The organism is Exiguobacterium sp. RIT341 (assembly GCF_000632205.1).
Classification (GTDB): Bacteria; Bacillota; Bacilli; order Exiguobacteriales; family Exiguobacteriaceae; genus Exiguobacterium_A.
In genome coordinates, this window is record NZ_JFYW01000012.1 from 1 (window position 1) to 17,726 (window position 17,726).

Below are 17,726 nucleotides of genomic sequence, written 5' to 3' on the forward strand. Positions count from 1 at the left end.
GTCATTGCGTCCTTCATTATAACGCTACTTATCAGTTCTTGCTGTCTTATTTGGAATTGGTGGTGCGGTGAATGATCCTTTCAAAGGCATGGAACAGAGCGGTACCGCTCTGTCTGATGGGAAGGGACCGCAAGCCGTCCTGTTTCCGTACTCTAGCTCGCTCCTCGTCGGCGCAAGGGCCATCAAAAAAAGCCGCTGCCGTTCCTCGTCTTCCTCCGCGTTTTGGCTCAAAGCAAAGCTTTTCGCTCGCGGGCTCCGGAAGCCTTCGTCCCGGTGCGCTGTCCGCTTTTTTTGATCTTTCCCTGCGGTCACCCTTGCGCCGCCTCGCGACGCTCGCTGCGTTCCCGTCAACAGGACGGCACCGTGTCGGACTGCATCCCACTCGCGAAAGGAGCTTTTCCATGAAACTGACTACACTCGTTGAAATCATCCGTATCCGCCAAGAGGTCCGAGAACCGGACGTCGTGCTCGAGACGACGCATATCACATCCCCCGAGGACGCGTTCTGTGTCGCCAAACGCTTCATCCAGGACGATGACCGTGAGGTATTCCTCGTCATCTTACTCAATACGAAGAACCGGGTCATCGCTGTCCATCGGGCGCACGTCGGGAGCATCAACTCGAGCGTCGTCCATCCTCGCGAAATTTTCAAGTCCGCCATCCTCAACAATGCGACGTCGCTCATTGTCAGTCATCAGCATCCGAGCGGTGACCCGCATCCATCACGGGAAGACATCGAGGTGACAGAACGGCTCGTTGAGGTCGGGCGTATCGTCGGTATTCTGTTACTTGACCACATCATCGTCGGTGCCGGAGAAGAATACGTCAGCCTGAAAGCGCAGGGTGTTCTTTAAAGGGGGAATATAGCGTAGACGGACGGGACAACCCCGTCCTATCTGCGCGCGAGAGCATGGACGAAAAACGACGACGTTTTTCTTTTGAGAGAGCGCAAGCGAGTAAGGAATGGATTCGCCCCGAATCCAAGGGCAATGAGAGACCCGCAGTGGACGGATCCACTGCGGGTGAGAAAGTACATCTATTCTTTTCTATATAGATAGAAGGGTGTTATGGAGGATGCAGTAGTGAGACAAGTAGTGGAGTGCATGAAGGTTCGAGGAGAGATAGCTGATTGAAGTGAAATGATCTTTTTATAGATAAGTAGCAATCTTTTTTCTACTTGATGTTGTACAACAGGAGAAGATTTTTCGGGCTCATGCGTGAGGCTGTAAGCTGCACGCAGCAACATCCTCATCGCACCGCTGCCCTCCTGCCAGACCGATAACGAGAGCTGCGATTCGCATACGCGAGGCATCTCTACGTTCCTGTTCCTTACGTCGGAGGACACGGAGCGAAATATATTAAATATTATCTATAGATAAACTAAACATCTCTAATTCAATCAAAAACGTTAATTATCTAGCGATTTGTAAGGGATATGCGGTATAAATTTTCTAACTGAATATCAAAATATGCTTCAATTTCTTTCTTTAAGGTGTAATCAAGATCTAGTAAAGATGAAACTAATACGTCTAAAGGGAAAACATTATAGATATCCTTTTCACCCCAAATCGATTTAATTCGAACTTGATTAGAAAAAAGGGATCATTGAAATGATAGCACCTTCTTCATAATCATCGAATTCTACTGAATAACAATGAAATGCAGGGACTGGTATTGCATTTGATTTTTCTTTCCAGCGATAAAATGATCTATAAAACTCTAAAATAGGTAAGGAAGTTTCAAAATAAATCTCATCATTAAGTGTAATAGTGAACATCGCTTCGATTGAAAGAATGGTTAGGGTGTCTCTTGCAACGCGATTTGAAAGTTCACTTGGTTGATTTATAAATGTGTACGAAAACATTATTTGATCAGGAATGCTGACCATATTTTACCGTCATCGTTACTAATGAACATGAAAAAGATGATTCCTGTAAAATACAAGAATCATCTTTTTGAAGAAGCATAAGTTTTTTACATAAGGTATAGATTATTGTATCTTTCATCCTTTTTGATTATAGTAATGTAACCCAATTTACATGCTAGACGATAGTATACTTGAGTGCCTTATTAACTTTTAGTTTATCTGATTTTCATGGGTGTTCATTCAATATGTTATCTAGATACTCCATATTCTCCACTGCAACAATATCTTTATTAAAATGTTTAAGAGTATTATTAAGAATTTTTTGATTTTCTGCTTGAGGATATCCTAAACAAATGTTTAATATGCTATTAAGTCTTTCTGAATCGCCACCAATAAAGTAATGAGAAATATATTCACTGTCTTCTGAAGAAATTACAACAAAGATTGCAAAATCTAAAACGTCTTCAAAGTCTTCTTCTTCAATTAATTTATCTGAAGAGAAATTTGTTTTAAATTTATAGCTATTAAATGATGTAATTTTTCCACTTAAGACCTCTAATATTGATTTTCGATAGATGCAGTAAATACCGCAAATCGTATTATAAGGCGGTAAAAAAGGATCATCCATTAAATGTCCAATTCTTGTATCGCTTTTTTTTAGTCTAATTGCATGGAAACGATTCATTATCATCTTATCTATAAAATCAATTTTTTTTGGAACAAATTTTTCTGAGTTATATTTATCCAAAATTATATTCATCCTTTCTTGGAAACTCGAAAAGTATAGTTAATTATAATGAATATTTTTTGGTAGTTCAGATAAGGATTTTACCATAGAGTACCTCCTCCATAAAAGGAGTGTCCTCCTCCGTGTTCATAGCGATGATAATGACTAAAAGTTCTTATTCCTTTAGTATATGATTTGTGCGCCTTATGGTAATTATATCTTCCAGTCCGAGAGGCTCCAGTTGCTAATAAGCGAGCATTGACCGATCCAACACTCCAACAATCTAAATTAGAGGCTATTCTATTAATCGCTTTAGTTTTACTTTGCCCTGGTCCTACCCATAACCCTTTAGAATTGAAAGCACGTGAAGCTTTATAATGAACGTATTTTTTGTTTTTTGTATTACTATTTGCAACTTTTCCAGCAACCCAAAGGGATCCGCTAATGATATTAATCAAACCTTGAGATGCAAGATATATTAAGGTAGCGGCTCCTACACTAATTGCTAATGCTTGTAACATTGTATATCCTACATAAACGCCTAAAGCTGGAACCCAAAAAGCTGAAGCTTGAAACTCATTAGAATCAGTATCTATTTCTACAGATTCATTTGAATCAAGATTTGTAAGAGTACCTGTTAATTGTTCTGCTGACAGCTTTTCCGTTTCTAACTCAAAAACTTGGTTATCTTCTGTATCAGCTTCAGTGATGATATCAAAAGAGTTTCCACCAATTTTGAAGCCGATTGCTGTAGTGAACTCCTCTCCTAAATCGTTAATGCCTGAAACCTCAATAAGAACATCATTTTCTTCAACAAAGTTGTCACTAGTTGACTCAATTGCTAACTCTTCCTTAATTTCTTCTACTAATTCGGAATCTTCTACTTCTTCTTGTTTAGTATAGAAAAGCTCATTAAATTCTTTCACATCCTCTTTATCAATACCTTCTACTTCATCATTAATGACATCTTCGTATACTTGATCAATATCATCAGACTTAACTTCTTCTAAAGGCTTTTCAATTACGTCAGCAAATTTTTCTTCATATAATTCTTCAACTTCATCTTCAACTTTTGAACTTTGACTCTCCATAGGAAGCATAACCTTAACTTCGGGATTTGAAATTCCTGAATCTAAGAGGTCACTTTTTAGATTTTCTTCAAAAAGTGTAATATCGTCAGTAGGTAGAGTTTCTGCTTTTGCAGAAGAAGTTACTGTAATGAAAAGCATGCAACAAATTATCAGGTTTATTAATACTTTTTTCATCTTCTTCATATATTCTTTTCCTCCTAATTTTGAATAAAGCCTTGTCCATAAACTTTTTCATCTTTGTCTATGTAAATTGCTTTTTTCTTAAACTCATCATATAAAGTTTTATAATTGTAATTCGACTTGTCTGGATAAGAACTTATCTTATTTAGGTAAACAGCTGTTACAAATGCAGTAGCTGACGAAGTATACCCAAAAAAGCCATATGAGTTTTTAGGTAACGTAGTAAGTATATTCGTTCCAGGTCCTACAAAATCTATCTTTCCTTTGGATGTTCCCGATACTTGCTTTAAATTATAGTTAACTGCACCAACAGAAATTACCTTTTTTGAACTAGCGGGGAACTTGACTTTACCGTCAAAGCTATTTCCAGCAGCAGCAATGATAATGATATTTTTATCTGTTGCTTTTTCAATAAGAGTTGATAATTTTTTTGTATGAACATTTGTTCCTGCACTTAAGTTAATTAAATCTACGTTTTGATTAATTGCCCATTCAAAAGCTTTTTCTAAGTATTTAGCAGTGCTTGTATTGTTTTCAAAAGCTTTAACTGAATAAATGTCTACTACTTTTGACGGAGCTATCCCTTTAATACCATAATCGTTGTCTATTGCTCCAATGATTCCGGCAACAGATGTTCCATGACCACTATCATCAATTATTTTTTTTCCTTCCTCAATAGCGTTGTACTCTTTAGTAACTAATCCAGTCAAATCATTGTGTTGAGTGTCAATTCCGGAATCGATTATTGCTACCTTAACTTTTCTTTTAATATTGTTTTTTGAGGGGTTATGTACTGCTTTCCAACCCCACCCCTCAACTTGTTTTAAATCAGTTTTAGGAACTTTTCTATTAATTTCCCACTCTTCCACTGATATTTGAGAATTATCATCAAGAAAAATAGTAATTGAAATCAATATCATTAAACTTGTTAAAAAAATAACTAATTTCTTCATAATCGCCTCCCTAAACATACGATACAATTTTATTCAACAACATATTGGGTTTTATTTCAATATATAATTATAAATGGAATAATTTTTTTAAAATGGTTTATATATATTAACTTAGTTAATTAAAGGGTAATATTCTCTTGGATTACGCTGATTTTTAGTCTTGTTTTAATAAATGATTATTTGTTTGTCGAGGGACAATTCGAAAACACGTGAAAAGTGGGGTGAAAAGCGAAAGTGAAAAAATATTGATCCTGTATGCTTCGTTCGAGGAAGGACATAAATAAGTTGTGATGGCCATGGAAGAAGAGATCAATGCAATTTTCGACACTAACATCTCATTTTCCTTAGATATTATGAAAGTTATGCATCCCTATACGTAGTCCTTCATACAACAATTCCTTCCGTGTACAGCTACCTGTATCTTACGTTACTGTTCCTTGCGACGGAGGACACGGATAGTTCCATATAATGCTAAAAAAAGAAAAATAAAAAGTTAGGATTTAGTGGGAGGAATGGCATACTAAAGGAAAATTTTTGTCCACGTATTAGATCGTCATTAGCGCTTCGGTAGTAAATGATGTATTTCATGCGAGGATATCTAAAAAAGGAGAAATTACATATAAACTATGGTGGATCGACCAATGTATTCGGTGCAGCACTTACGAACGACAATTTACTCTATCTCGTCCCGACTGCATTCTGACTGTTCCTATTGATTGATTTTTTATTTACAAAAGAAAAGCTTTTAAAGTCGTACCGTTAAGGTATTATTGATTCCAATTATTATGATCGTAGGTATACTTATTTATCTCTATTGATTCGGTGTGCGACAGGATCATATCCATTTTCATGTCTGAAACGATATTAGAAAAGGTCGTTTCTTTTTTTGATTTGCGTGGAAAACAACTGTATGTCGCTTCGTAACAACTCGGTTATCTTACATATCACTTCACTTATCCTATTTAAGGTAATTCGTAAACACTCTCAATCCATCCTATGCTGTGGTCAAGAAAATAGCGAGGAGCGGAGTATATGAATGTATTAGAGATGTTTGAAATGCTTGATCAAAACAAAGGGCAAAAAGAGGCGAAGTTGGGTACGGTGACACTAATTGATGCCCAGATTCGTTTCGTACGAGAAGTAGACGGATCAATCGAGCACGTGACATGGTTTATCGATGTCGATCGACTAACAAATTTCATGCAGAAACACTTTATAAAACAGACCCAATGAGGTCTGTTTTTTTGTGTATCAATCTATACATCGTTTGACCTATTAAGAAAAATGAGTAGGTGGAAAATATGACCAACTATCTACTGGTATTCACTGTATACTAGAGATAACTTACAAATCAGGAATGGAGTGATGGAAGATGAAACGAAAATGGATGGGTGCGAGCTTAGCGCTCGCAAGCATTGGATTACTCGTTGGACCACAGCAAAGTGCAGAGGCAGCGACACCAAAAATCAAAGTTCACTATATTGATGTCGGTCAGGGCGACGCAATCTACATCAAGATGCCGAGCGGTGAAGACATCGTCATCGATGGTGGGAACAAAGGGAAAGGCGATGAACTCGTCACTTATTTGAAGAAACAGAAGGTCGGTGACATCGAAATGTTGATTTCGACGCATCCGGATGCCGATCATATCGGTGGTCTTGATGAAGTCCTTGATTCGTTCAAGGTCAAGAGTGTCTATGCACCAAAGATCAAGCACACGACGCAAGCTTACAAGGACTTCTTGTTGGCGGTCAAACGCGAGAAGCTGACAATCAAGACAGCAAAGGCTGGCGTCTCGCTTCCGGTCAAAGGAGGCGTAAAGGCGCAGTTCGTCGGACCGGTCAAAGACTATGCGAAGAGTGATCTGAACAACTGGAGCGCGGTCTTACACGTCGCTTATAAGAAGAATACGTTCCTGTTCACGGGAGATGCGGAACTGAAGTCGGAACAGGACATGATCGCGAAGAAGAAGACGCTACGGGCAGATGTCCTCAAGGTCGGGCATCATGGGGCGAAGACGTCGACGAGCGCGACGTTCCTCAAATACGTCAAACCGAAGTATGCCGTCATCAGTGTTGGGAAGAATGCCTATGGACATCCAACGAAGGAAGTCGTGACGAACCTGAAGCGCGCGAAGGCGACGATGCTTCGAACCGATAAGAGTGGCACAATCGTTTTCGAAGGGAACGGATCGTCCTACACGATCAAGAAGTCGAAATGACGAAGCGAAAAGGGATCATCGACCGAATTGAAGGAAAGTGGGTCGTCGTCGAGTTCGATGATGGGATGCGCGACATCTTGATTTCTTACTTCCCGATGACGGTAGAATCCGGCGATGTCATCTGGATTGATGAATACGGTCATATCGAGAAGGACGATCGCGAACGGCAACGACTGTCAGACGAAATCGATGAGTTGATGGAAGAACTATGGGAAGACTAAAAAAGAAATGAGCTGAAGCAGATGAATAAGTTAGGAAAAGCGGTCGTCATTATCGGACTAGGGTTATCACTCGTTGGATGCGGCACACAAGAAACGATAGAAAATCCACCTAAAAAACAGCGAATCCGACTGAAAAGGTCAAGGTAGCAGAGCCGAAAAAGGAAGATGTCTATTTCAAAGACGACACGCTAAAGATCGACATGGCGACCGTCAAGATTCTTTCGACAGAAGTACTTGAGCCGAGTAAAGAATACTTCCGCGAAAAGCCCCAACTCGTCTTCACATATGAGACGACGAATGACAGCAAGAAGCCGCTTAATGGAACGAATGTCTGGATTGCATGCTTTGAAGCGACACAAGAAGGAACCGATACAATTAACAAGCTAGAGGTAGGGATGACGCCACAAGAAGAGAAGTATGCCTCTTATTTAGAGCATCAGCTGGATGATATCAAACCGGGTGGTACTGCAAAAGGGATTATGGCTTATGACATTGAGGATCCCAAGGCAGTCGTCACCTTGAAAGCTACTCAAGGATTAGCAGGAAAAGAGCTTGGTGAAAAGAAGATTGAACTACAATAAACTACTTCAAGATGAACTAGTAAAATAATAGGACTCTAGAAACAATTCTTGAATGAAAAGGTAATGATTTTAGCACATATTAGAAAAAGTCTTGATTTAAACTTTGATTTTTTGTCTAATAGTTTTCTGAGCAATATTTAAGTGGAATACAATTAACAATAAAAATCTAATCGATGGGATGTTTTTTAATTGATCAATGGAGCGTTCATTGCGATTTTCTCTAGTTTTATGGGGGCATTTGTTTGTATCATGGTAGCTATTAAGATGAAAAAGGATAAAAAAAATCATTCTAAATAAATTATCTACGAGTAGTCTCTGACTTGCTTAAGAAATTCAGAATGTAAGTGAGAGTAGTATAAAAGAAGAGGAGCGAAGTATCGAATTCGTTCCTCTTTTTTGTGTGGAATGAGACATACTTTTTGATTTGCAGTCTTGATTTTGAAAGAGAATAGTATTTGTTTTTAACGGCTCCGGAAATCTTGTTCTGGTACGTTGAAGTGATGCGTTACGATCTGTCGGACTTTTTCTAAATCACGATCTTCCGTAGAAATCATCTCGTCGTACCATGCTTTTTCGAGTACTTGTTCGGTCTCCTTACTGACGACTTCTGTATTCAGGATGTGATGGTACGGTCCCATCGCATCATCGAGGATGCGGAAGTGTTGGCTGATTGGTTCTTCGCCCGGGATGACGAGCGTGTAGGCGACGGTCTCATGTTCGTCGAAGTCCCGATCGTTGGCTTTTGCGAACGGTTCGAAAAAATCTGTCGCTCCATGGACCAGCATCATTGGTTGTTCGAACGTTGAAAGGTCTTGTTGCGTGTCCTGCTTAGCGATGCTCGTCAGGTAAGCACCGACGTCCTCTGGTGAATGTTGCATGATTCGATCTAGCCGTTCAGCTAACGGTAGTCCGTGTTCTGTGACCTGTGCAGTCTGTTCGATGTACTCAATCATTTTAATAGGTGATGCTTCGCGTTCCAAGATTTGCTCCTGCTCGAGCGCAGAATGGATTTCACGGATGAAATGTCCGTATGTTTGATGGACTTCGTGCAACAGGTCTTCCTTATCACGCAAGTCTCTGCCTTGCGTCCAGTTGGCGAGATACGACAATGAAAACTCGTCCGTCGAAAAACCAAAGTGCGCCGCGACCGTGTAAGCGACCATCTCCGCTTGGAATTCCTTCTCGTGCGGATTCAACTCGATTCCGCGTTCTTCATTTCGTTCTAAGTTATGCAGATTGGCATGCGCGAGTTCATGGATCAGGACGGTCACGTTCTCGATGTCCGAGTTGCGCGGATTGAGGGCGATCGCGTTCAGTTCCGGATAGAAGCATCCTTTCGCGGTACCAAGCTCGCTTAATGGCTGATCGAGTATTTTCACGTCTTGTGTCTCAGCAATCCCGTTCAACGCTCGGCGAAACGATTCCGCCTCGCGAAGCGATCCATTTCGATGATAGGAAGCAAACAGCTCGGAGACTTCAAGTCCCTTTTCCCGTGCATCGGTCTGTGTGTACTCGAAGACATGACCAATCTTGTAGTACATCGCTTTACGCGTCGGAAGAGACCCTTCCTTTGCACGTTTTTGCTCCGTCTTCATGGCGTCCTTCCACGCCACCCACTCCGTCTCTCGTTTGATGAACGTAACGGGGGAGGGAACGAAGATTTTAATCCCTTTCTCACCCTTTTGGACCTGGACACCTTGCTTCTCCCAGTAGGCATAGGAGCCGACGGCACGGGCACCTTGGAACTGCTCCTCAATCAACAGCATGTTCCGCGTCGAGTAGCGATGGAACCGGCTCATGAAGTCGAGGTGTTCCTTGATGCTCTCCTGACTGACGAAGTGGGAGGCGAGCTGCGTCTCCATCTTATCTGTCAACGCTTGCACTTCCTTCTGGTAATCCTCACGCGTTTTCTTCTTATATGCCATACCACTCACGCTCCTTCCGACGAAACGGACGAATCAGCAGCACCTTCAAAATCGTTCAACTCTTCTAATACCATCGGGTCGGTAGCCAGTCGATCGAGTAGTAGATGACGGTGATCACGTGATACCGGGAGTAATACCAAGGGTTCTTCCTGCAAGAGTTGCAGTAGCGCGTGTTCCTCCTGTGAAAGGGGAATGTCATAGCGCGTTTGATGAATCATGACGGCGACATGAGTCTGATGCAGTTCGAGAAGTGTGGCGAGTGTGAAGGCTTCGAGTCGTCTCATTTGTGGATCATCCTTTCTTCGTCTGAATGCTTATATTGCTTTCGTTGGTCGATTCGCTTTCTTACAGCCGTCTCTGCCGTTTCAAGAAACGAGGGACGGTATTCGGTCGTCGGGATGATGTCTTCGATGCTCTCCGTCTGCATCAGGGCTTGTAGCAATTCGATCAATACCTGTGTTTGAAGGTCTGTTTGTTGGACGCTCTTTCGTAACGGAGAGAGACTTTTTGAAATCTGTTCTTCCCAGAACGTCGTCAACTCTTGCTCGATCTGTTTCGAGATGGAACGACTGACATAGTTCAAGTCCCATTGCTTTTTGATCATCTCCTGATAGTCGCGGATGATGCGATCGATGGCCGGACCAATCCCGGACAACCGTTCTCTCTCCCGATATTCCTCTAAAAATTCAACGGTCACGGCACTCATCTTGATCCGGACTTGCTTCGTTTCCTCCATCTGTATTCTCCTTTCATTTACTATTCAACTCTTACAATAGTAAATACTTCCTGATAACATAAATCATGAGTGATACAATGAACATCTAAAAAAAGATTGAGTGAGGTGATATCCATGTCAACATTACATATTTATAAAAGAGTAAAAGTGATAGATGCACCTATCGATAAAGTATTTGATTATCTTTCTAAGATGGAGCATATGCGTAATTGGAGTAATACGATTGAAAATTATACATTTGCTGAAGGAGATCCTGCTGAATATAGTTACGCTGGTCAAGCGTTTCGTGCCGTGCAAAAACACAAAAATAAAACATTTTCTGCTGATGCTTGGGTGGAAGAGATTCGTCCACCTTTTTTCATCGATGTCCGAAATAAAGACGAATTAGGTATATCGATTGGTCAATATGAATTGCATGCGAGGCAGAACCAAACAGAGATACGAATTACTGTATCAGCAGAAATATTCCACTGGTATCATTCGTTCCTTTATAGACTCGCTAAACCAAGTTTGAAAAGGCTCTACAATAAAGAGTTTCGTCAATTAAATGACTACGCTATTAAAATGAGTCATCGATAACACTATGCGTTGTCTGTCATCCTTTTGTTGAAAGGGTGACCTTTTTTATTTACCGATCAGGCTCGATTTCAGATTGAAGCAACTCATACGCTTTTTGATTTTGTATGTGTTCCCACTCATCGTTCATATGTCGTCCGATTCGATAGAGCGTCTCTTGCATGATCCGTTCACGTCGAAACGCTGATCGGATTTTTTGTTTAGGTGAGGATGTCTTCATCTTCGCAAGCTCCTGAGGTGATTTAGACGATTCACGCATCTCGAATAGGATGGCGTTTCCCATTCGTGTATAGAGATCCTGTTCTTTCGTCTTCCGATATGCCGATGCTTGAGATGAAGATCCGTAACTTCGCTCGTAGAATGCGACCTCGTTATCCAGTCGTTGCTTGAACGCGGCGTGTTCTTTCTCGAAGTGTGTCGCAAGGTATGTGTCAGTGAACTGATTGAGTGAAGGACGCAGTTCGTGCATGCTGTTCATGTTGTAATACCATTGCCGCTTGTCGTCCGGTAATTGTTTCTGAATCGCTTTGTACTGCCGAACGAGTTCCGGATGTAGCACGCGATTCGAAACGGATAGTGTTGCGTGATTTCGTTTGTGAGCCAGAACTTCATCACGGATGAAGGTATTCAGTTTTTCTTGTTCACGTGTTCGGTTGGTAAGCGTATGAACGACTTGCGCCTTCATCTTCTCGATTGTTTTCGGTTTCCGTTTGCCACGTTTGCGTGGATGCATCGTCTCGACTGTCGCGACATGGACGTGGATGTTATCCGTGTTGTAATGGATCGCAGCGGTCCATGTCGCATGCAGCATCTGTTCCTTTTCGATCATCAGCGCGGTCGCGTTCCTTGTCGCCTGCATCAACCGCTGTTCATCGATGTAGCGATTTTCTTTGACGCCGACTTCCTGTAACCAGGCTTCATCGAACGAGATGACGTCTTGCCAGAGGATGCTACCGTTCTCTTGTGCCCGTCGGAAGATATCGCGTAACTGCTCTCGTTCATTCGCATTCAATCGGTCTTGCGTTGCCGTGAACAGACCGCTTGATTTCAGTTCATCTTCCATATAGTCGTGATAGTTTTCAAATTGAAACGACCGCGCTTTCGTCTCCGGACGATCGATGTAGCTGAGGTAGGTCGTGTAACGATGCGAACGTCGGGTTGCTTGCGGCAACTTGAACTTCGACTTGATGATGACGCCTGGAATGTTACTCATCCTGCATCACCTCACGGAAGAGTGTAGTCAAGAGTTCGAGTTCGGTTGCACTTCGCTTCAGATGCAAGGTATTCGCTTCAAGCTGTCGTTCGAGGCGTGCGACCTGTGTCGACTGGATGCCGTCCGTGCACCAGGTCGTCAACAATCCTTTCAACAATTCTTGTCGGGAACACATCTGTTTTTCCGCCTGTTCGTCGAGTTGTTTGACGAATATGGGGTCGATGTCACGAATCAAGAGATCCATTCGTCTTCCTCCTTCCATCAGAAAAGTCAGTCTTAATGATTTAAAACAATGAAAAGTTTTCCGAACAATTCACTCGTTCCTCCTGTCATTAGAAGTGAGAAAGGCAATCCTAATTAGACAAAGAACGGAGGAAACACATGCAATCAATCATCGAACACGGTTACGCACTTGGAGAAGCCGTGAGCGTCTCCTTGATCGTGGAACTTTTAAAAGTCCTGTATACGAAGGCACGCACACGTGAATCTCTCTCAGTTGATATGAGTGACGCTTCTAGTGCAAAGAAAGAATCAATCGGTATGAATTAATAAATTTTTCCATTTGCTGAAACCGCACGCTTCCGAATGCTGTATAAGGATGAGAGGAGGGGATGAAAGATGTCGGTTTGGGTGCTCGCGTTGTTCGGATTAGCTTTTAGTTTTGGTTCGTTTTATGTCATGTTGAAAGTATTTGAGTCGTTAAAAAGATAATCCTAGAACACATTCAACGAGCCGCGATGCTCGTTTTTTTATTGGACTCGATAGAAGAACGATCAAGTTCTCCAGCCAAAAATCAGAAGCAGTAAAAAGCAAAATGGATTTAAAATCGTGAAAAAGAGCATAAGGGGAAACTGCTATCACTCAGCGTGCTAGCTTAGGCGGAGCCTAGTATTTCCCTGATATCATCAAAATCGCCAAAAGGTCACACCGCGTGCCACTAAAAACCGCATTTTGGCACGGTGTTTGCCACCTTACCATTTCAGTTCACGTGCTTTAATGCACAGCTGATCTTGTCTTTTTTCTTCTTGCGTGAGTTGTTTTTTCAATTCCGTTTGTCGTAACAGTGCGTCTTCTTTGTCATGCTTCAGATTGAAGATTTCATCCTCACGTTCGACTTGTTCATCGAGTGTCAGGTCGGGTAAGGTGTCTTTTTTTATCTCAATGTCTTGTTCAATCTGTTGGATGAGAGAAGCTTGTTCCGTTAGTTCACGCTTCATGTTCTTGATCCGTTTTTGACTTTGCAGGTGCTCGTCAGCGAGAAAAAGTTGTGCATAATCGTCCGCTTGTTGAATAGAAAGTGACGTCTGTAGTACACGTCGTTGATCCATGTAGAGTGATTCGACGAGCGCGTCTTCTCGCTTCGCAGCACTCAGCTTCTCGAGTGACTGTTCGGAGTTAACGACATACAAGCGGAGTGCTAGCTGATCAAAGTCACGCGGTACATCTTCGATTTCGAAGACGTAGTGCTCGTCCTGGTGATAGACGACGCGGACGCGCTGCTCATCCGTCGGTCGTTCCTTATATGCGATTCGTGCCACAAGCTTTGACGCGTAGTCTTGAGGTTGATTGAACTGGAGACGGACCCGCATTTGCTTCCGCGCCTCATCGTGAGACCAGTCGAGAAGCGTGGCGGTCTGTCCATTCGTCAACCGTTGTTCTTCACCGATGGGTGTCGCATTGATTGGTTGTTCCTCAGCAAAGAAGAGGGAAGAGAAGCCGAAAAACAGAAAGCCAATCAAGAAGAACAGACCTGTTCCGAGGTACAGTCGCGACCAGTCACGGGTCAGCGTCTTTCGCTTTCCTGGATGCATTTAGACACCTCCTGACGTTTGAAGACTCTTCATCTGATTGACGATGTAATGTCCATCGTGATGTGTAAAGGTCAGTTCTACTAACTCATCGGACGTCTCTTCGTAACCATTGGCATCGATTGTCAACGTCCGTTGGAAGCGGACGAGACAATGCTCCGTATTGTCCCGGTTTGGAAAGACTTCGATGTCAAAGACGGAAGCGGTGAACTTGCTATCGCTTCCGCCACTCGCGAATAACGTCCGTTTGATGGACTTCGACATATACTGATCGGCTTGTCGTTTGCGTGTTGTATAGGTCCCATCCTCCCATGTAAAGGCGAACGTGATGAAGCGTTCTGCGTTCTTCGAAATGATTGAATTTTGTTCTTGATCTTGTTCATTAATTGAGATGGGCGGATCTGACACCGTTGTTTTTGGTAACACATGCTTCTCGTTTTTCTCTTCGATTCGATGCGATTCATCTGTTGCCATGGAGCGATATTGATAGACATTGGCACTGATCGATAGCAGCAGACAGAACAACACGAGCCACAGGAAATGACGACTCGTCAATGTCATAATTCATCCCTCCTTATAGTGAAAACAGTGGTGCCGGATCAATGTGTCCGGACCAATCACTCGTCTTGAATTCGATGTGCAGATGATTCCCGGTCGAACGTCCAGTCGAACCGCACATTCCGATCGCCTGCCCAGCTTCGATCTTTTGCCCCGTCTTAACCTGACGTGCGGAAAGGTGGGCGTAAGCGGTAATCCAGTCGCCCTGTTTGATTTGAATCAACTGCCCATACGGTCCGCGTAGACCACTATAGGTGACGGTACCGGAACGGACGGCGTGGACGGTATCGGTATCGTGACAACTGAAATCGATGCCCGTATGAATGTCCGTCTTTCCGAAAACAATCCGTGATCCGAACCCCGACGTCATCTGCAGCGGGATGTCGAGCGGGGCATGGAGTTTTCCTTTGATCGGTCCTGTCTTGCCTTCCGCTAGTACGGTCGGTGTCAGATAACGGAGGACAGCATCGACATACTCGATGTCACCGTAACAGGCTTGATGCTCGATCGCACTCGGACGATGGCACTGATAGATGCCGCTCTTCTTGACGCGTTGGTACATCATCTGGGAAAAGGAGATCGCGAGTTGTTTCGTATAGCGTCCTCCATTTTCCTGGACGTAATCGATGAAGCCACCTCCGAAGTTGTAACTTTGGAGCGTCAGCTTAACATCCTCGTTCGCTTCCCGGAAGACCGACGCGAAGTGTTTCACGCCGTAACGAATGCTCTCGTCAGGAGAGGTGATGCAACCAATCCGTCCACACTTCGATTCACTCGCTTGCATCGGATCGTTCCCGCGTCCGCCGCTTTCCTGCATCATCAACGCAAGGACGACGTTCGTCTGTCCCTCAAGCTGTTCTTTCTTTAATTCACGTGCAATCGCTTCGCGGTATTGTAGGACATCATCACTGACTTGCAGGCTCGCGTCCGAGTAAGCGATCGGCGTCTCCGTTGCTTGTTCGTTCTCGATTCCGGTCAACGTATCGAGAATCCCTGCGACGATGATGATCAACAGGAGGAGTAGGAGCGCAATCCCAAGGGCAATAAAACGGTACTTCAAGGTCAGGAGTCGCCATTTCATCCGGACGGCGACACGTGCCGACTGCCGGACCGTACTCCACATCAGGCACCACCTCCGAACAAGGTCAGCTCCTCGGGTGAGACATCGACATCGAAAATCAGCGTCTTCACACCGGAGATACTGAGGACAATCCGTCCCGTCTCAAGCGACGGGATCAACCGCGTCTCACTCTCCGTCAACTGTCCGTCGAAGACGGTCTGGATTGTCGGGATGCTCTCGGCATCCTGTTCGCCGATGAACTTATACTGCGTCAGCTGGAACAACGTCTTGACGTTCTCTGCGTTCTCCGACTTCGAACCGGTCGGGACGAAGTCCGTAATCAAGTGGGAAGCGAAGAAGATGCCACCGAAGTATTTCCGTGCTTCGCGCATGAATTGTTGTAGGTACAGGATTGCCGGTTGGGCGATATCCCGCGTATTGATTAGATGATGCGCCTCATCGATAACAATCAGATACTTGAAGGCATCTTCGATCAACAGCTCGCCCTGGTTGTAGCTACGGAGTTGTCCGGCACCGTTGAGGATCATCCCGTCCCAGAGCATGTTCATCAGATTGAAGACCTGTGCCTGAAAGATTTCGTCTTTCAGATTGGTCAGGTTGCGTAGTGGAAACGAGACGATTGCTTCCTCGTCAAATCGCTCGATGGAAGAATGCCCGTCGAAGATATTGCCGTAGTTGTGGACAAGGTTCGTGATCGCGAGCTCTATGTTCTCGAGTCGACGGACACGATTTGTACTGATGGTCTCACAAATCGTTGTCCGCGTAATGTCCGCATACAATTCGGAACGGACGAGCGCTAAGAAGTCGGAGAAGACGGGATAGGTGTTCGCTGGGTGCGTCGTGATCGGCGCGTCACCGTCCTCGTTCCACAGTCCCTTCTCAAGATAGAGCTGTCGGAGTAGGATTTCGAACTCGTTCGCTTCTTCCTGCGTCGCTGCAGGATTGATGTAGTGATAGAAAACCGCAATCTTCGACAGGTGTTGCATGAACGAGAGCGCCTCGTCCGCCGAACCGTCGGCGTGCGTCACCGTCTTATAAACATGGAGCGGATTGATGCGACCAGCTGAACCATCGAGCGCAATCTCTTTCCCGCCGAGTTGTCGCACGAGGTCGGAGAATTCACCCGTTACATCCAAGATGCGAACATGATTGCCTTTGATGGCTTGATCGAGGACCGTCTTCTTGAGCAGCGTTGACTTCCCGGAGCCCATCTTTCCAATCATCAAGGCGTTGTAGAACTTCCGTTGCTTGTCCTTATGGAACAAGTCGAAGATGACGCTCCCGTTCGTGTCGGTCGTCCCGTAGTAGGTTCCAGTCGAATCCTGTAGCGACGTGAAGTGGAACGGGTAACCACCTGCGATGGAGAGCGACGGAATCTCTTTCCCGCGACGCCTATTCGGTAGTTTTTGTTGTTGTTCGTAGCTGAGGAAGAGACTCTGCCATTCCCATTCCTGTTCGTTCAGGAAGACGGTTGCACGAAAGTTTCGTGCTTCGAGTTCTTCCATTACGTCCTGTACCTGACGTTCGAGTACGTCGAGTGTCTTCGCTTTAACGTAGAGACGGAGATGCAGGTACTTCATCGTCTCCCCTTGCGTAATCTGTTCGTAGAGTTCATTCAATTCCTTATACGTCTCGCGCGCATCAATCCGGTCGACGTTATCCTTCGCATTCTCGAAGCGCGTATTCTGCTCGGCCATCGATTTATTGATTGTCCGGATCATCTCCCGTTTGTCCGCCGTCCCGATGTCGAGTGTCGTCAGGACACCGGGGAGGTTAAGGATCGGTTCGAGCCAGAAGTCGTAGACGGTCGATTGATATTTGTAGACATGGAGGCAGGCAAGATACCCGTCACCGGTCCGGACATAGTTCGGTTCGAAGCGGAGTCCGCCTTGCGGTTGGATGGTTTGGACGAATGTCGGATTGTAGCCATTCTGTCGTTTGATCGTCTCCGGGTCCTGCTTCCGTAGAAAACGCGTGCGCCACATGAC

19 protein-coding genes and 1 pseudogene are annotated in these 17,726 nt (G+C 44.0%); 7 read left to right on the top strand and 13 right to left on the bottom strand.

The window, feature by feature from the left end:
* Positions 1-401 precede the first annotated feature (401 nt).
* The gene (locus tag BW42_RS14735) at positions 402-854 is read left to right on the top strand and encodes a RadC family protein (RefSeq protein WP_035412810.1); all 453 of its coding nucleotides are present in this window, start codon (positions 402-404) and stop codon (positions 852-854) included.
* 734 nt (positions 855-1,588) lie between these two features.
* On the opposite strand, the gene BW42_RS16475 is transcribed toward BW42_RS14735, so the two are convergent.
* The 4 genes from BW42_RS16475 to BW42_RS14750 form a co-directional block, all read right to left on the bottom strand.
* Positions 1,589-1,888 (bottom strand): hypothetical protein, encoded by a 300-nt coding sequence (locus tag BW42_RS16475; protein ID WP_197026251.1) that lies wholly within the window; start codon positions 1,886-1,888, stop codon positions 1,589-1,591.
* 205 nt (positions 1,889-2,093) lie between these two features.
* Positions 2,094-2,615, bottom strand: a complete 522-nt coding sequence (locus BW42_RS14740) for a hypothetical protein (protein WP_052019176.1) — start codon at positions 2,613-2,615, stop codon at positions 2,094-2,096.
* Between the two features lie 80 nt (positions 2,616-2,695).
* Positions 2,696-3,868 carry a hypothetical protein gene (locus tag BW42_RS14745; protein WP_052019178.1) on the bottom strand — a complete coding sequence of 391 codons (1,173 nt, stop codon included), beginning with the start codon at positions 3,866-3,868 and terminating at the stop codon, positions 2,696-2,698.
* A gap of 14 nt (positions 3,869-3,882) precedes the next feature.
* On the bottom strand, positions 3,883-4,818 hold the full coding sequence (locus tag BW42_RS14750; RefSeq protein WP_052019179.1) for a S8 family serine peptidase: 936 nt from the start codon (positions 4,816-4,818) through the stop codon (positions 3,883-3,885).
* Positions 4,819-5,850: 1,032 nt separating this feature from the next.
* Between BW42_RS14750 and BW42_RS14755 the strand changes: the two genes are divergently transcribed.
* The 4 genes and pseudogenes from BW42_RS14755 to BW42_RS14770 all read left to right on the top strand — a co-directional run.
* Positions 5,851-6,051: a hypothetical protein gene (locus tag BW42_RS14755; RefSeq protein ID WP_035412816.1), complete on the top strand. Its 201-nt coding sequence runs from the start codon at positions 5,851-5,853 to the stop codon at positions 6,049-6,051.
* Between the two features lie 139 nt (positions 6,052-6,190).
* Entirely contained in the window at positions 6,191-7,039 is an 849-nt protein-coding gene (locus BW42_RS14760; RefSeq protein WP_035412819.1) for a ComEC/Rec2 family competence protein, read from the top strand.
* The gene (locus BW42_RS14765; RefSeq protein ID WP_035412822.1) at positions 7,036-7,260 is read left to right on the top strand and encodes a DUF3006 domain-containing protein; all 225 of its coding nucleotides are present in this window, start codon (positions 7,036-7,038) and stop codon (positions 7,258-7,260) included. Before BW42_RS14760 ends, BW42_RS14765 begins: the two co-directional genes overlap by 4 nt.
* Positions 7,261-7,421: 161 nt before the next feature.
* A pseudogene (locus BW42_RS14770) lies at positions 7,422-7,841 on the top strand (DUF5067 domain-containing protein); the annotation flags it as partial.
* Positions 7,842-8,302: 461 nt separating this feature from the next.
* Here BW42_RS14770 and BW42_RS14775 read toward each other — a convergent pair.
* The 3 genes from BW42_RS14775 to BW42_RS14785 are packed head-to-tail and all read right to left on the bottom strand — an operon-like array spanning position 8,303 to position 10,502.
* Positions 8,303-9,766 carry an ArdC-like ssDNA-binding domain-containing protein gene (locus BW42_RS14775; protein ID WP_052019181.1) on the bottom strand — a complete coding sequence of 488 codons (1,464 nt, stop codon included), beginning with the start codon at positions 9,764-9,766 and terminating at the stop codon, positions 8,303-8,305.
* A gap of 5 nt (positions 9,767-9,771) precedes the next feature.
* Positions 9,772-10,050 carry a hypothetical protein gene (locus BW42_RS14780; protein ID WP_035412825.1) on the bottom strand — a complete coding sequence of 93 codons (279 nt, stop codon included), beginning with the start codon at positions 10,048-10,050 and terminating at the stop codon, positions 9,772-9,774.
* Entirely contained in the window at positions 10,047-10,502 is a 456-nt protein-coding gene (locus BW42_RS14785; RefSeq protein WP_035412828.1) for a hypothetical protein, read from the bottom strand. The genes BW42_RS14780 and BW42_RS14785 overlap by 4 nt, the downstream gene beginning before the upstream one ends.
* A 114-nt stretch (positions 10,503-10,616) precedes the next feature.
* Between BW42_RS14785 and BW42_RS14790 the strand changes: the two genes are divergently transcribed.
* Complete coding sequence (locus tag BW42_RS14790) at positions 10,617-11,081, top strand: SRPBCC family protein (RefSeq protein WP_035412831.1); 465 nt, start codon at positions 10,617-10,619, stop codon at positions 11,079-11,081.
* Between the two features lie 49 nt (positions 11,082-11,130).
* Here BW42_RS14790 and mobP2 read toward each other — a convergent pair whose 3' ends face one another.
* Complete coding sequence (gene mobP2 / locus BW42_RS14795; RefSeq protein ID WP_035412834.1) at positions 11,131-12,291, bottom strand: MobP2 family relaxase; 1,161 nt, start codon at positions 12,289-12,291, stop codon at positions 11,131-11,133.
* Positions 12,284-12,535, bottom strand: a complete 252-nt coding sequence (locus BW42_RS14800; protein ID WP_052019183.1) for a hypothetical protein — start codon at positions 12,533-12,535, stop codon at positions 12,284-12,286. The genes mobP2 and BW42_RS14800 overlap by 8 nt, the downstream gene beginning before the upstream one ends.
* A gap of 137 nt (positions 12,536-12,672) precedes the next feature.
* On the opposite strand from BW42_RS14800, the gene BW42_RS16355 reads away from it, so the two are divergent.
* Positions 12,673-12,840: a hypothetical protein gene (locus tag BW42_RS16355; protein WP_155960212.1), complete on the top strand. Its 168-nt coding sequence runs from the start codon at positions 12,673-12,675 to the stop codon at positions 12,838-12,840.
* Positions 12,841-13,262: 422 nt separating this feature from the next.
* On the opposite strand, the gene BW42_RS14805 is transcribed toward BW42_RS16355, so the two are convergent.
* From BW42_RS14805 to BW42_RS14820, 4 genes are read right to left on the bottom strand one after another with little or no spacing between them, the layout of a single operon-like run.
* A complete protein-coding gene (locus BW42_RS14805; protein WP_035412841.1) occupies positions 13,263-14,102 on the bottom strand; it encodes a hypothetical protein in 840 nt (279 codons plus the stop codon).
* Positions 14,103-14,660 (bottom strand): hypothetical protein, encoded by a 558-nt coding sequence (locus tag BW42_RS14810; RefSeq protein ID WP_035412844.1) that lies wholly within the window; start codon positions 14,658-14,660, stop codon positions 14,103-14,105.
* Between the two features lie 13 nt (positions 14,661-14,673).
* Positions 14,674-15,780 carry a lysozyme family protein gene (locus BW42_RS14815; protein ID WP_052019191.1) on the bottom strand — a complete coding sequence of 369 codons (1,107 nt, stop codon included), beginning with the start codon at positions 15,778-15,780 and terminating at the stop codon, positions 14,674-14,676.
* Positions 15,780-17,723, bottom strand: coding sequence for a VirB4 family type IV secretion system protein (locus BW42_RS14820; protein WP_035412847.1), 1,944 nt, complete (start codon positions 17,721-17,723; stop codon positions 15,780-15,782). Before BW42_RS14820 ends, BW42_RS14815 begins: the two co-directional genes overlap by 1 nt.
* Positions 17,724-17,726 lie beyond the last annotated feature (3 nt).

What these genes read in the sequence shown, in the direction of transcription:
- BW42_RS14745 (WP_052019178.1), bottom strand. Translation starts at nt 3,868, where the DNA reads ATGAAGAAGATGAAAAAAGTATTAATAAACCTGATAATTTGTTGCATG.
- BW42_RS14810 (WP_035412844.1), bottom strand. Translation starts at nt 14,660, where the DNA reads ATGACATTGACGAGTCGTCATTTCCTGTGGCTCGTGTTGTTCTGTCTG.
- BW42_RS14755 (WP_035412816.1), top strand. Translation starts at nt 5,851, where the DNA reads ATGAATGTATTAGAGATGTTTGAAATGCTTGATCAAAACAAAGGGCAA.
- BW42_RS16355 (WP_155960212.1), top strand. Translation starts at nt 12,673, where the DNA reads ATGCAATCAATCATCGAACACGGTTACGCACTTGGAGAAGCCGTGAGC.
- BW42_RS14820 (WP_035412847.1), bottom strand. Translation starts at nt 17,723, where the DNA reads ATGTGGCGCACGCGTTTTCTACGGAAGCAGGACCCGGAGACGATCAAA.
- BW42_RS14750 (WP_052019179.1), bottom strand. Translation starts at nt 4,818, where the DNA reads ATGAAGAAATTAGTTATTTTTTTAACAAGTTTAATGATATTGATTTCA.
- BW42_RS14800 (WP_052019183.1), bottom strand. Translation starts at nt 12,535, where the DNA reads ATGGATCTCTTGATTCGTGACATCGACCCCATATTCGTCAAACAACTC.
- BW42_RS16475 (WP_197026251.1), bottom strand. Translation starts at nt 1,888, where the DNA reads ATGGTCAGCATTCCTGATCAAATAATGTTTTCGTACACATTTATAAAT.
- BW42_RS14735 (WP_035412810.1), top strand. Translation starts at nt 402, where the DNA reads ATGAAACTGACTACACTCGTTGAAATCATCCGTATCCGCCAAGAGGTC.
- BW42_RS14775 (WP_052019181.1), bottom strand. Translation starts at nt 9,766, where the DNA reads ATGGCATATAAGAAGAAAACGCGTGAGGATTACCAGAAGGAAGTGCAA.
- BW42_RS14790 (WP_035412831.1), top strand. Translation starts at nt 10,617, where the DNA reads ATGTCAACATTACATATTTATAAAAGAGTAAAAGTGATAGATGCACCT.
- BW42_RS14760 (WP_035412819.1), top strand. Translation starts at nt 6,191, where the DNA reads ATGAAACGAAAATGGATGGGTGCGAGCTTAGCGCTCGCAAGCATTGGA.
- BW42_RS14785 (WP_035412828.1), bottom strand. Translation starts at nt 10,502, where the DNA reads ATGGAGGAAACGAAGCAAGTCCGGATCAAGATGAGTGCCGTGACCGTT.
- BW42_RS14815 (WP_052019191.1), bottom strand. Translation starts at nt 15,780, where the DNA reads ATGTGGAGTACGGTCCGGCAGTCGGCACGTGTCGCCGTCCGGATGAAA.
- BW42_RS14765 (WP_035412822.1), top strand. Translation starts at nt 7,036, where the DNA reads ATGACGAAGCGAAAAGGGATCATCGACCGAATTGAAGGAAAGTGGGTC.
- BW42_RS14780 (WP_035412825.1), bottom strand. Translation starts at nt 10,050, where the DNA reads ATGAGACGACTCGAAGCCTTCACACTCGCCACACTTCTCGAACTGCAT.
- BW42_RS14805 (WP_035412841.1), bottom strand. Translation starts at nt 14,102, where the DNA reads ATGCATCCAGGAAAGCGAAAGACGCTGACCCGTGACTGGTCGCGACTG.
- mobP2 (WP_035412834.1), bottom strand. Translation starts at nt 12,291, where the DNA reads ATGAGTAACATTCCAGGCGTCATCATCAAGTCGAAGTTCAAGTTGCCG.